Genomic DNA, 13656 nt, shown 5'->3' on the forward strand with positions numbered 1-13656 from the left:
ATCAGCCTAGCATCGCCGACATTCCCAGTCGACCCGCCAGACAGAGCTCATCCCCGATAAGCCTCGGCGCGAATGGCGTGACGAGCCAGCTTGTCATAAAATGTCTTGCGTGGAAGCTTCAGCGCAGCCGCGGCCTCGGTCGCGTTGCCGCTATGCTGTTGCAGGGCCTGGATCAGCAGTGCCCGCTCGACCTGCATCATCTGCTCGGTCAGGCCCGGCGTGGCATCGCCGGGTTCTTCGGACAGACCAAGCGCAAAGCGGGTAGCGGCATTCATCAGGTCGCGGCTGTTGCCGGGCCAATCCCGCGCCATCAGGCGGGAAATCACATCAGGCGAAATATCTGGCATGGCGATCTGCGCCTGCTCGCAAGCTGATTGCACATATTGACGGAACAGCACCGGAATATCCTCGGGCCGTTCGTTGAGCGCGGGGATGTAGACCCCCATGACGCTTAGGCGATAATAAAGATCAGGGTTAAAGCGACCCTCGCGCGCCTCGTCCTCAATCGCACGAAAGCTACCCGACAGCACCCGCGCCGCAGGTCCGGCTTCCAAGTGTTCCATCAAAGCCAGTTGCGCGTCTGGTGTCATCGCCGAAACCTCGTCAATCAACAAGGTACCGTTACGAGCTGCCTCAATCGCCTCTCCCAGTGACGCAGGCGTCAGTGAAACACCTGCGCGTTTTTCGAAAGGTTCGGTCGGGCGCGACAGGAGGTGGATCACGTGCGCAACCTTGGAAATACCAGTGCCCGGCGCACCGGTGATCAGCACGTCGGTATTGGCCCGCGCCGCCGCCCTGACCCGATCCCGCAGACCCTGCGCCTGTGCCGAGGTACCAAACAGCATGCGTTCCGCGACGTCGTCACTGTTCAATTCCCGACGCAGTCGCCGGTTCTCCAAAACCAGCGCACGGGTCTTGAGCGCCGTGGCAACCACCCCCAAAAGATCCTTTGGGGGGCAGGGTTTCTCGAGAAAGCTGAACGCGCCCTCCGACATGCCCCGCACGGCCATCGGGATATCCCCCTCACCGGTCAGCAGGATCACCGGCAGATCAGGATCCACCTCGCGCGCATGGGCCAGCAAGGCGAACCCATCCTTGCCCGGCATCCGGATATCCGAGATCACGACGCCATCAAACTGCGCGCTGATATGATCCTTGGCCTCGATGAAGCTGGCCGCGGTGGTGACATCGTGATCGGCCAGCATCAGGGTCTGGCCCAACGCCTCGCGCACGGATCGATCATCATCCACCAACAACACGCCATTGGTCATGCCGCCACCTCCTGCTTCGAAGCCGCGGCCAGTTCGACGTTGAACACCGCGCCGCCCTCGGGATGATTGCGTCCGCTGATCGCGCCACCAAAGCTTTGCACCAGCCCGTAGGAAATCGACAGGCCCAGGCCCATACCTTCGGACTGTCCGACCTCTTTAGTGGTGTAGAACGGATCAAAAATCTTGTCCGGATCATCCAGTCCCGGTCCGGTATCGCGCACGGCAACGCAAACGGTGCCGTCGTTCTCGGTGACAGAGATTTGCACCTTTTTGTCGGCTCGACCTGCCATGGCGTCAATCGCATTGGTCACAAGGTTCATGATCACCTGTTGAAGGCGCACTTCCCCACCCTGCACATAGACCGGCGCAGTTGGAGTCTGATACTCCACGCTTACCGCTTCCGAACGGACGCGCGGTGCTGTCAGTTCCAGAACAGCCTCGATCACCGACACAATGTCCACCCGCGTCATGGGCTCATGCTCTTGCCGGGCAAAGGCGCGCAGGTTCTTGATGATCCGCCCCATGCGGCGGGACAGCTCGGCAATGCGGCCCAGATTGGTGCGCACCTGATCCGGCTTGTCCTTGTCCAAAAACAGCTGTGCATTCTCCGAGAAAGACTGGATCGCCGTCAGCGGTTGATTCAATTCATGGCTGATCCCGGCCGACATCTGACCCAACGCCGACAATTTACCGGCTTGCACAAGGTCGGCTTGCGCCCGGCGCAGGGCGGCTTCGGCCTCTTCCCGTTCGCCGATTTCCTGACGCAGATGGGTGTTGGCTTGGGTCAGTTCCTGCGTGCGTTCCGACACCCGCGCCTCAAGCCGAGCATTAGCCAAGGCAAGCGTACGCCGCCGCTCTGTGGCCAGAAACAGGAACGCCCCGAAGGCCAGACACAGGGCCGCCGTCACCGCGGCCTGCAACCCCGCAATCCGTTCCGCAGGCGCGGTGCTGATCAACGCGTGACCCGTCATGCCGATGATGGGCAACGGCAGAGTGCTGTAAACCGCGCGCTCCGGGAAATACCGGTTTTCGTCCAGCGACCACAACGGAATGTCCCGCAACGTCCAGTGGTGTTCAGGCCCAAACCCGTCGCCCTGCCCCTCCGGGTCGAAGGCGCGGAACAGCAGTTCCGACCGGTTGGTGACAAAAATGGTGCCCGCCTCGTCAGTAAACAACACCACCTGCGGGACGCTGCGCCAATCGGATTCCTCGACCGCTTCCATATCGACGCGCACGGCCAACGCACCCGCCACCCGGTCGTCTACAAGTACCGGAGACATGAAGGTGAAATAGCGCAGCGCCTGATTGGCGACTTTGCCGTGACTGAACCCCAACGCGCCGGTCATGGCGCGGGCCAGGGCCTGTGCATCGCTGCCCCGACGCGCCGCCTCGTCGCCCGCTGAACTGGCAATGCGGGTGCCATCCGGCGCGACAAACGCAATCTCAAGCGCACCGCTCAGGTCGGCAGTGGCGCGCAGTAGACTCTCGATAGCTTCGGGCGATCCGTCCCCGTCTGCCAATGTACGAATGTCCGGATGGTCACCCAGCACGACAGCCATCAGCCGATATCGGCTCAGTTGCCCCACCAGTCGATCCGACGCAGAACTCAGTACCGCATCGCCCTGTTCGGCCACCTGAACCACGGCTGCACGATACCCCACCCACCAGACCCCGGCGGTGAAAATCGCGACAGCGGCCAGAAAGGCCAGTATGACTTGGACCCGGTGCATGACTGTTCCCCTTGGCCCCAGACTACGTCGCCTTGGAAACGGTGGCAATTGCGCGGGCCATACCCGAAATCCCTTGCCCTTTCGGCCCACAGCCGCCATCATATTCAATAAATCGAATTTAATGCCGGGGGGAGATATACAGATGAACAGACGTCATGTTCTGGCGGGGCTGGGGGCCAGCGCGATTGCCCCGATGATCAGCGGGCCTGCTTTCGCCAATGTCACCCTGGGCGAGATCACGGTGACCTCGGTCAGCGATGGCAATCTTATCCTGCCCGGCGATTTCGCCTTTGGCGGCCTGCCGCAAGAGGACCTTGCCCCGATCCTCAACGATCACAACATTCTGCGCGATCAGATCACCCCGCCCTGCAACGTCACGCTGATGCAGGATGGCACCCGCACCGTTCTGTTTGATGCGGGCTCCGGCACCGGGTTCATGGACAGCGCCGGACAGCTGGTCGACACGTTGGACGGGCTGGGCATTGCGCCCGAAGACATCACCCATGTGGTGCTGACCCATGGCCATCCCGACCACCTTTGGGGCGTGCTGGATGATTTCGATGATCCGATGTTTGCAGAGGCCGAGTATTTGATCGGCCAGACCGAATGGGACTATTGGACAGACCCCGACACGATCAACACAATCGGTAACGACCGCGCCTCGTTCGCTGTGGGTGCGGCCCGTCGGCTTGAGGCGATTGCCGAGCGGATGAGTTTCATCAAAGACGGGCAAGAGGTGCTGCCAGGTGTCATGACCCATGCCAGTTTTGGCCACACACCGGGACATATGTCCTTTGAAATCCGATCAGGGTCGGACGCGCTTCTGGTGGTCGGCGATGCCATCGTCAACGGGCATGTCGCATTTGTGCGCCCCGACTGGCCCAGCGGGTCGGATCAAGACGCCGAGACCGGGATCGCCACGCGCCAACGCCTTTTGGACATGCTTGCCACCGACCAGACGCAGATCATCGGGTTCCACCTGCCGAATGGCGGGCTGGGTCGGGTCGAGCGCGCCGATGGAGCCTATCGTTTTGTGGAAGGAGCCTAAGATGATCCGCACCAGCCTGATTGCCATATTGCTCACACCCGGGGCCGCGCTGGCCCATGAGGATATCGCCGACAAATATCCCGACTCCATGCTTTACAACAAACCCGTCGAGGTGATCCCGCATATCTGGTCGGCCATCGGCGCCACTGCCCCGCCGACCTATGAAAACGCGGGCCATAACAACAACCTTAGCTTCATCATCACCGGCGACGGCGTGGTGGTGGTCAATGGCGGTGCGGCCTACGGGCTGGCCAAGGCGCTGCATGACGAGATCAGGGCGATCACCGATCAGCCCGTCAAACTGGTCCTGAACGAAAATGGTCAGGGCCACGCGATGCTGGGCAATTCCTATTGGTCCCAACAGGGCGTGCCCATCGTGGCCCATGAAGAGGCCGCGGCGGAATTCGAGGAATATGGCGGCTCGATCCTGTCGGGGATGGAACGCTATAACCGCGACAAGGCCGAAGGCACCACGGTGCAGGGACCGACCGAAACCTTCGCGGATGAATACATCATCGAAATGGGCGATTTCCGGATCGAGGCCCTCTATCTTGGCCCTGCGCACAGCCCCGGCGATATCGTGGTCTGGCTGCCCGAGCAGAGTCTGGTGATCTCGGGCGATATGGCATTTCACGAACGGATGTTACCGATTTTCGAGCATACCTACACGGCAGACTGGGTCGAGACCTGGGAAAACGAATTCGAAGCCCTGAACGCCACCTACGTCATTCCGGGTCATGGCCATCCGACCAATATGGATCAAGTGCGGCGGTACACGTATGACTATCTGGTCTACCTGCGCGGTAAGGTGGGCGAGCATCTGGAGAATGGCGGCGATCTGGCCGATGCCTACTATGTCGATCAATCACCCTATGCTCATTTGGACACATTTGAGGAACTGGCCACGAAAAACGCCGGCCGCGTTTACGAGCAGATGGAGTTTGAATGATGGGTCAGGCCAGCGCCTGACCATGCGCAGCATCAAACCTGCTGAGCACAACATGGGTTAACATCGCGCCGATCCACATGAAGAACACCGCCACCCAGGCGGTCAGCGAAAACACCGCGCCACCTGACATGCCCGCGCCAACGGCACAGCCTCCGGCTAGCATGCTGCCAAACCCCATCAGGGTTGCTCCAATCAGATAGCGTTCCATTGGAGTGTCAGGGCCAAAGCGTTGAATTTGGAATTCGCGCGTCAGAAGGGCAGTCACCGCCGCGCCGATAAACACGCCGGGCACCAGCCCCACGCCAAAACCAAGTGGCAGGTTGGGGCTGTTGACCAAGCCCATCAATGTATCCGCCGAAGGCCCTGTAAAGGTAACCGAGGAAATCGCGACCACCTCGAACGAGGTATGGGCGATCTGGTAGGTCAGCATCCAACCCAGAGCAACGGCCAGCCCGACCACCGCACCTGCGATGATCTGGGTCACCGGAACTCCACGCGAAATTGCAAGCCAGAGGCCAATGCCAATACCAACCGCAAAGATGATTGCCGCCGTGCCATGCCCCACGCTGATCAGCGCCAGAATATCGCGCGCTTCACCACCGTTGACTGTCCAGAAGCTGCCAATCCCTTCACGCGCGGGAGACAGCACACCGCGCAACGCCGATTGTGCCACAAGGGTCAGAACCAGCCCGCTGACCACTGCGCGCAGATTGCCCGTGGCCGACAGGATCAGCAATCGGCTGGCGCAGCCCCGCGCCAGGATCATGCCGCAGCCAAACATCAACCCGCCGATGATCGCGCCTGACAGGCTGCCGATCGCGGAGAGCTGACGGCTTTCCGTGACATCCAGTATCTCCAGCGCAATTGCGGCCTGCACGACGGCCACGCCGGTACAAAAGGCAATCAGCCAGATCGACAGGCGCGGGCCGAACTGGCGGCCGGACACCTCGACCGAGGCTGCGCGCAGACAGAACCGGGAATGCTGTGCAGCAGCGCCAAAGATCAGACCCACAAGCGCCCCGGCCATCATCAGGACGGCCCCGTCGCCATAGGTGTCAATCAGTGTCTCGATCATTCTGGCCGCCTTTCAACGCCACGGCACCGGGGCTATCACGCCCTCATTCCGGACACCTTGATATCCGTCAAGAAAAGCGGATCGCTCTATTCCAGCGCCTCTTGTACGATCTCATCCAACATGGCCTGAACCTCTTGCATTGGGCCCTCCGGATAGGTGCGATACCCGATCATCACCGCGCCGTCCTGATCGGCAACAAAGATACCATAGGGGCAATGGGCGATGTTCATGATGTCCGCTTCCATGACCTTGCGCGACAGACTGGCCGAGCAGAACAGGAAGATGTCCGCCTCGTTAAACAACTCAACCTCGCTGCCCACATCAGCTGCGGTCCGGGACAGCATTTCGCCAGTGTGACTGACGTAATCGATCACCAGCCCCTTGCCGACGATCGCACTTTCGACGGCAAAAGCTGCATCCTCAAAGCTGCCTTCAAACGGATAGATCACCGCCTGATCCGCTGCCATGGCAGGCAGGGCAAATGTGCAAAGGGCGGCTGTAAGAAATAGATTCTTCATAGGCTTAACTCCTCCTGATCCGAAGTATGCAGGGATGCGATGCGCGGGCCTTGATACAAGTCAGGCCCGCACCGTTTTTTTAGCCGAACATGTCCGACGTGATACCCGCATACCAACCCAGCGATTCCTCGTAAGTGGCCTTGCGAGTGGCCGCGTCCTCGCCGGTTTCCGAGATGAAGCCGTCGACCTTGGCGATCTTTTCTTCCGTAGGCTCGTAAGTGGCACCGACTTTGACACCGTTATCCGTGTCGATCAGCGACCAACAGGTGTTCGAGAACTTGCCTGGGAACACTTTCGATCCGGTCAGTGCGCCGCGCACGGCATTGGCACAGACCTTGGCCTGTGAATTGGCCGAAAACCCGGATTTCGGCATATCGCCCTGCTGGCTGGCATCGCCCAGAACATAGACATCCGGATCGGCCTTGGTGCTCATGTCCACGGCATTGACCGGAGCCCAGTTGCCATCGGTGACGCCCGCCAATTCGGCAATACGACCGGCCTTTTGCGCCGGGATGACATTGCAGGCATCGACCTTGATCTCTTCGCCATCAATTGTGACGGTCATCGCGGCGGGATCAACCGAGACATTGCCACCGCCGAAATCTTCACCGATCCAGTCGATCATACCGGCATAAAGATCGCCCCAGCCTTCCTGAAACAGACCCATCTTCGAGAATTTCGGCTTGGGATCGGCAATGATGATCTTGGCGGTCGGATTGGCTTTCTTCAGCACATGGGCGACCATCGAAACCCGCTCATACGGGCCCGGGGGGCAACGGTAGGGATTAGGCGGGGCCACCATGGCATAAGTTCCGCCTTCAGGCATCGCCATGATCTGTGCCTTCAGCAAGGTCGCTTGTGTGCCGCCCTTGTACGCATGGGGCATCATATCCTGATCGGCCATGCTCCACCCCGGGACCGAGTCTTCGATGAAATCAATGCCGGGGCTCAGGATCAACTTGTCATAGGGCAGGCTGCCACCGCCGGCGAGTGTGACCATCTTGGAATCACGGTCCACGCCAATCGCCCAGTCGTGCACAACATTCACGCCAAATTCGGCGGCCAGTGTGCCGTAATTGTGGCCCAGGTCATCCATCTCCTGGAACCCACCGATATAGAGGTTGGAAAAGAAGCAAGTGAAATAGGTGCGCGTGGGTTCGACCAGCGTCACGTCAATCGCACCCTCGCTGTCCTTGGCAATGTAACGCGCGGCGGTGGCGCCACCGGCCCCGCCCCCGATCACAACCACTTTGGATTTACCGTGACTGTCCGCCAGAACGGCGGGCGCGGACAAGCTAGCCGCAGCAGCCGCGCCCGTTCCGATAAAGGTACGTCTGTTCAGTTTCATAGTCGTCCTCCCTGAAATGCGCTGTTAGTTAAGCGTTTTGAAGTAGGCCGCCAGCGCCGCGATCTCTTCATTATTCAAACGGCCCGCCATCATCTGCATCACAGGGTGGGGCCGCAATTTGGACTTATAAGCATGCATGGCAATCACGAAATCTTCTTCCGGCCAAAGCGTAATCGACGGAATGCCCTCGGCGCTGCCATCCGCCTGATGACAGGTCAGGCATTCAGTCGCCAAGTATTCACCATATTCCGGGTCACCTTCCAGCGCCAGAATAGCCGGATCAAGATTGTGATCCGTCGCAAGCGCGGTCGGTTCCGCCTCGGGGATGTCCGCCGGATTGTCGGAATAAATGCGTAAGTAAGCCATCAGATCGGCGCGTTCTTGCGGATCTTCGAGACCATCAAAGCTCATCCGGGTCTTCGATACCAAGGCGCGAGGATTCTCGATGTAGGCGTCGAGGGTCGTAATGGTCCAAATCAGACCATCTATGCCCGCACGCTGCATCGATTCCGAATAGACAAACCCTTCATGTGCACCCGCCTCACGGCCGAAGATACCGTTCAGATGGGGGCCAATTCCGTCAATCGCGCCTTTCCCAACCTGGTGACAGCCCGAGCAATACGTGAACACTTCGCGCCCCGCTTCGGGATCGCCCAAGGCCTCGGCCCGCGCAGCGCCAGCGGCCAGACCGAGGGCAAGAACCAAACCGAGGAAGGCGTGCAGATACCTCACAGATCAGTCACCATAGCTGGAAAGATACGCAATGATCGCTGACAGGTCTTCGTCTTTCTTCAGGCCCGCAAAGCTCATCTTAGTGCCCTTCATGAAATCGCGGGGTTTAGCGAGGAAGGCGGTCAGGCTTTCTTCGTCCCAGACCAACCCGTCCTCGGCCATTTGGGTCAGAACCTTGGAGTATTTGAACCCCTCTACGCCGCCTGCCGCACCACCTACAATCCCAGTCAGTATTGGACCGACCTTGTTGGTCGCATCTTCACCAATCTGATGGCAGGCTTTGCATTTCTTGAACACCTTCTCACCCGCCGCGATCAGTTCGGCGTCCAATGCCGCGACCGCTGGTTCCTCCTCCGCGACAGCCGCCACCTCAACCACGTCTTCTGTAGCCGCAGGTTCAGCGGCCGAAGCTTCTTCCTCGGGCGTCACATCCAGAACCATCGCGCGCATGGTGATCTCGACACTGTCTTTGCAGTTCTCCATGCAGGGCTCTGCGTTCCAGAAATGGCTTTCGGCCTCAAGCCGGTCATCGACGATGAACCCCTCGGCATTGGGCAGAACCACATCGGTGAAGTTTTCATTCGACAGAACAAAATCTTCATCCACCAGATCGTTGGAATAGAGGATATAGGCGACAATCGCATAGACCTCGTCAGTCTCCAGCGTCTGTGCGCCGCCAAAGGGCATCGACCGGTTCACGTAATCCCACGTAGTCGACAGATGCGGCCAGTAGGACCCAACGGTTTTCACCGGGTCCTTATCGGCCAGCGTGTCATCACCCCCGGCCAACTTGGGCCAGTTATCGACACCCTCGGCAAACTCGCCATGGCAGATCGCACAGCTATCCGAGAACAACTCTTCCCCGGTCAGAACATCACCCGAGCCAGCGGGTAAGCCCGTGCCATCCGGGCGGACCTCCAGATCCCACGCCGCGATCTCTTCCGGCAGGGCAGCGCGGCCAAGGCCGAATTTCCCGGCAAGGGCGGGCGTTGTGCACAGCGCCAGCGACAGGGTGATGGCAGTGGCCTTAAGATACTTCGACATTTTCGGCCTCCCCGGTCTCGCGTACCCACCAGGTTTGAATGCAATTGTTGTGATAGATCGAGTTTTCGCCCCGCACCTCGCGCAGCTGCGCCTTGGTGGGCTGGACATAACCGGTGTCATCCATGGCCCGTGATTGCAGCAACATCTCTTCGCCATTCCACTCGGTATCCAGATAGAAGCGTGTCAGCGCCATCTTCTCTCCGGGCTTGGCAAGCCGCGCGGTTTCCCATGTCTTGCCGCCATCCTTTGACACATCAACGCGGGTGATTGCGCCACGTCCGGACCAGGCCAAACCAGTGATCACCAGCGGGCCGTGCCCGTGGGCAATCGGTGCTTGCGGGCTGGGCGAGGTGACAACCGATTTGGCATCCATCGCCCAGGTCCATTTGCGCGCGATCCCGTCTTCCAGAACGTCGGTGTATTTGCTGGTCTCTTCACGGCTTTCCACCGGGCCATCCATCACCTCGATCCGGCGCAGCCATTTGACCCACATGTTGCCTTCCCAACCCGGCACGACCAGGCGCACCGGGTATCCGTGCTCTTTACGCAAAGCCTCGCCATTGGCCTTGAACGCGACAAGCACATCGTCCAGCGCCTTTTCCATTGGGATTGAACGGCCATTTGAGGACGCATCAGCCCCCTCGACATAGACCCATGTGCCCGCCGTGTCGTAGCCGGCCTCTTCCAGCAGGGTGCGCAGAGGGATCCCAGTATATTCCATGTTGTGAATCATGCCATGGGTGAACTGTGCCCCGTTCAGCTGCGCACCAGCCCATTCCATCCCGGTATTGGCCGCGCATTCGCAGAAATAAACGTGGTTCTCACGTGGGAACCGTTCCAGATCCTCATAAGTAAACACCAGAGGGGTCTCGACCATACCGTTTATCATCAGGCGATAATCGGCCTTGGCCAACTCAATCGCGCCCGAATGGTGCCGCTCAAACGCACAGCCCTGTGGTGTGATCGTGCCGTCCAGCGCGTGGATCGGTGTGAAGTTGATCGAACTGATCGTATCGGCGGTCAGCCACTCGACATTGCGGCGGACCACATCACTTTCAAACTCGATTGGCAGGCCATAAGGCGTTGCATCCACGCCATCGCCCAGCCCGCTGGCCCATTCCTGCACCTCGGTGATCAGCGGGTCGGGGGTGGCCGCCTTGGCGCTGCCTGCGGCCATCGCCCCTGCGGCCATCGCCGCGCTACCGCGCAGAAACGCACGGCGGGAGGTGGGTTTGCGTGTGAAGCTCTCTGACATTGAGATATCTCCTTCTCGCGAAAATTTACGCGCCGATCACTTCGACGCTGGTATTGGGATCAAGGGTGATGGTGCCTTGCTGACTGATATGGTTTTCGACCACATCCCAGATCATCGGCCCTTCGGTGTCTTCATTGACGGATGCCCATCCGGCGACAACATACGACCTTGAAGGATCGATCCCTTCTCCGGTTTTCAGCAGGGTCATATCGCTGATCCGTTCGCCCTGCGGCTTGGTGACGTCGATGCGATAGCCCATGCCGCCGATCCGCACCATGTCACCACCTTGTTGGTAATAAGGGTCCGGGTTGAAGATGTTATCGGCCACATCCTCCATGACGACCTTCAGAAACTCGCCAGTCATTTCCGTACGATAGGCCTCGCCATAGGTCATCGAGGTGACGTTCCAGATATCTTCGCGGGTGATGTCCTGACCGGGCAGGATACTTGGCCCCCAGCGTACACCGGGCGACAGGGCGATATCCGCCTCACGCTCGGATATCAGCGCATCACAGATCAGATCATCCCACGAACCGTTAAAATTGCCGCGCCGGTACAACATCGTATCGGTCTGCCCGATCACCTCGGTCAGCTTATCCTCATAAGGCGCGCGCTGTTCATCAATCAACGCGGCCACATCGGCGTCCGGCGTGATCACATCCGAGAAGATCGGGATCAGCTTGTGACGGAAGCCCAGCATCTGGCCATTGCGCACATCCAGATCAACGCGACTTACGAATTTGCCGTTCGAGCCCGAGGCAACGATCAGCGTCTCTCCGATCAGAACCGGTTCAGGCAGCGCATCGTGGGTATGGCCCGACAGGATCACGTCGATGCCGGTCACGATCCCGGCCATCTTCTTGTCGACGTCAAAACCGTTATGGCTGAGCACCACAACCAGCTCGGCGCCTTGGCCACGCACCTCGTCGACCATTTCCTGCATCCGCTCGTCGCGAATGCCGAAAGAGTATTCGGGGAACATCCAGCCCGGATTGGCGATGGGCATATAGGGGAAGGCCTGACCAATCACCGCCACTTTCACGCCACCACGTTCAAAGAACTGATAGGGTGGGAACATCTCGGCAGGTTCGTCCCATTCGGCGTCAAAAATGTTCTGACCAAGGGCGGCGAAGGGCAAGCTCTCGACAATCTCATGCACACGGTCGCTGCCCAGCGTGAACTCCCAATGGAAGGTCATCGCGTCGGGCTTGAGCGCGTTCATCACGTTGACCATATCCTGGCCTTCGGTGTGATAGCAGGTGTAGCTGCCGTGCCAGGTGTCGCCTCCATCCAGCAGCAAGGCATCGGGGCGGTCGGCGCGGATCGAATTGATCACGGTGGCCACACGGTCAAGACCCCCAACCCGGCCATAGCCCTCGGCCAGTGCCGAGAAATCATTGTGGGTCAGCGCGTAATGCGACGGGCTGCCATCCTCGATGCCATAGGCCTTGCGGAAATCCGCACCGGTGATGTGCGGCACAGCCCCGCGATTGTCGCCCACGCCGATATTGATCGACGGTTCACGGAAATAGATCGGCTTCATCTGCGCATGGATATCCGTCACATGGATCAGAGAGATATTTCCGAAACTCTCAAACTCCAACAACTGATCCTGCGTCAGGGCCTGCTGCGCGGCCAAGCGGCCCCATTGCCCATAGCTGGACGCCCCAAGGATGGCGCTGGCGGCCATGCTGGTCTGAAGAAAATCGCGGCGCGAGATCATGTAGGGGCCTCTTTCTTATATGCCGTTTCTTGAATGTTTCTAGGTAGAGAAAACCCCGCCCCGGAAAACCCGGAGCGGGGCAGACCTTAGTTACGGATCGACGGGCCTTCGACCGACAGACCGTTGCCGCGCGAGGCGACATAAAGCTCAAGCGCGATAAACTCGGGGCTGCCGGGTTTGTACGTCTCGGCGCGGGTATCGCGCACACACCCCTTAAAGCGTGCATGCACCGCGTTCAGCTTGGTGTTTTTCAGACGATACACGGGGAAGCCGTTGATCTGACCCTGGCTGAGGTGATCCGCGCGGATCATCATGCCATAGCTATCTTCGTGGCAGTTGGCACAGCTGAGTTCCAGCTGACCGGTGCGGGTATAGTAAAGTTCCTTGCCCGCCTCCCATGTCGATTGCGCGGGGCCGTCAATAGCCACGTTGATCGGCAAACCACGCGAGACCGAGGCGATCAGTGCAGTCATATTGACCATATCACCGCCGGTGTACTTCCACTTTTCAGCGCCCATGCGGTTTTCGCGGCAATCGTTGATTTGCATCTCAACGGTGCGCACTTCGCCCGCGGCCTCGTTCCACTTCGGGTACGTGGCGCGAACACCAACCATGCTGTCCTCGGCGGCCTCGTGACAGGACGCGCAGGACTTACCCTCGGTCCCATCCACCGTCTCCCAGGCGTCCATCGCCTGTTCGACAAAGATCATGCCGGGGTTGTCGAAGTCATCTTCCTGCATGCGGCGGGTTTCCTCGCCACGGAAATGCCAACCCGAATAGATCGTCTCGACCGCATCCGCCATGTGGGCAGGCGCGGTCGTGGTCGTAACCATTTCAACCTCTTCATTCAGCGTCAGCGTATCATCCACCGGGCCGGCAAAAGCCGCGCCAAAGGCAATGACGGATGCTACGGCGGTACTGGCGACAAGTCTTTTTGTTATATTCATTTGTATCCCTCCCTAC

At 59.5% G+C, this 13656-nt stretch carries 12 protein-coding genes; 2 read left to right on the plus strand and 10 right to left on the minus strand.

Annotated elements, in window-relative coordinates; all coding sequences use genetic code 11:
• Positions 1-47: 47 nt before the first annotated feature.
• Together V6N02_RS06490 and V6N02_RS06495 are read right to left on the minus strand one after the other, a co-directional pair.
• The gene (locus V6N02_RS06490; RefSeq protein WP_371224708.1) at positions 48-1271 is read right to left on the minus strand and encodes a sigma-54-dependent transcriptional regulator; all 1224 of its coding nucleotides are present in this window, start codon (positions 1269-1271) and stop codon (positions 48-50) included.
• Positions 1268-3001: a sensor histidine kinase gene (locus V6N02_RS06495; protein ID WP_371224709.1), complete on the minus strand. Its 1734-nt coding sequence runs from the start codon at positions 2999-3001 to the stop codon at positions 1268-1270. The genes V6N02_RS06490 and V6N02_RS06495 overlap by 4 nt, the downstream gene beginning before the upstream one ends.
• 142 nt (positions 3002-3143) lie before the next feature.
• Between V6N02_RS06495 and V6N02_RS06500 the strand changes: the two genes are divergently transcribed.
• Positions 3144-4049, plus strand: a complete 906-nt coding sequence (locus V6N02_RS06500) for an MBL fold metallo-hydrolase (RefSeq protein ID WP_371224710.1) — start codon at positions 3144-3146, stop codon at positions 4047-4049.
• A gap of 1 nt (position 4050) precedes the next feature.
• Complete coding sequence (locus tag V6N02_RS06505; RefSeq protein WP_371224711.1) at positions 4051-4998, plus strand: MBL fold metallo-hydrolase; 948 nt, start codon at positions 4051-4053, stop codon at positions 4996-4998.
• Positions 4999-5002: 4 nt separating this feature from the next.
• On the opposite strand, the gene V6N02_RS06510 is transcribed toward V6N02_RS06505, so the two are convergent.
• The 8 genes from V6N02_RS06510 to soxA form a co-directional block, all read right to left on the minus strand.
• Positions 5003-6073, minus strand: a complete 1071-nt coding sequence (locus V6N02_RS06510; RefSeq protein ID WP_371224712.1) for a YeeE/YedE family protein — start codon at positions 6071-6073, stop codon at positions 5003-5005.
• A gap of 86 nt (positions 6074-6159) precedes the next feature.
• Positions 6160-6591 (minus strand): DUF302 domain-containing protein, encoded by a 432-nt coding sequence (locus V6N02_RS06515; RefSeq protein WP_371224713.1) that lies wholly within the window; start codon positions 6589-6591, stop codon positions 6160-6162.
• A 79-nt stretch (positions 6592-6670) separates the two neighbouring features.
• The gene (locus V6N02_RS06520) at positions 6671-7939 is read right to left on the minus strand and encodes an FCSD flavin-binding domain-containing protein (RefSeq protein ID WP_371224714.1); all 1269 of its coding nucleotides are present in this window, start codon (positions 7937-7939) and stop codon (positions 6671-6673) included.
• Between the two features lie 24 nt (positions 7940-7963).
• Positions 7964-8662, minus strand: a complete 699-nt coding sequence (locus V6N02_RS06525) for a c-type cytochrome (RefSeq protein ID WP_371225269.1) — start codon at positions 8660-8662, stop codon at positions 7964-7966.
• A gap of 12 nt (positions 8663-8674) precedes the next feature.
• On the minus strand, positions 8675-9715 hold the full coding sequence (locus V6N02_RS06530) for a c-type cytochrome (protein WP_371224715.1): 1041 nt from the start codon (positions 9713-9715) through the stop codon (positions 8675-8677).
• Complete coding sequence (soxC, locus tag V6N02_RS06535) at positions 9699-10970, minus strand: sulfite dehydrogenase (protein ID WP_371224716.1); 1272 nt, start codon at positions 10968-10970, stop codon at positions 9699-9701. The genes V6N02_RS06530 and soxC overlap by 17 nt, the downstream gene beginning before the upstream one ends.
• Positions 10971-10995: 25 nt before the next feature.
• Positions 10996-12693, minus strand: a complete 1698-nt coding sequence (soxB, locus tag V6N02_RS06540; protein WP_371224717.1) for a thiosulfohydrolase SoxB — start codon at positions 12691-12693, stop codon at positions 10996-10998.
• An 86-nt stretch (positions 12694-12779) separates the two neighbouring features.
• Entirely contained in the window at positions 12780-13640 is an 861-nt protein-coding gene (soxA, locus tag V6N02_RS06545; protein WP_371224718.1) for a sulfur oxidation c-type cytochrome SoxA, read from the minus strand.
• Positions 13641-13656 lie beyond the last annotated feature (16 nt).

It is taken from the genome of Roseovarius conchicola (assembly GCF_041403425.1).
Classification (GTDB): domain Bacteria; phylum Pseudomonadota; class Alphaproteobacteria; order Rhodobacterales; family Rhodobacteraceae; genus Roseovarius; species Roseovarius conchicola.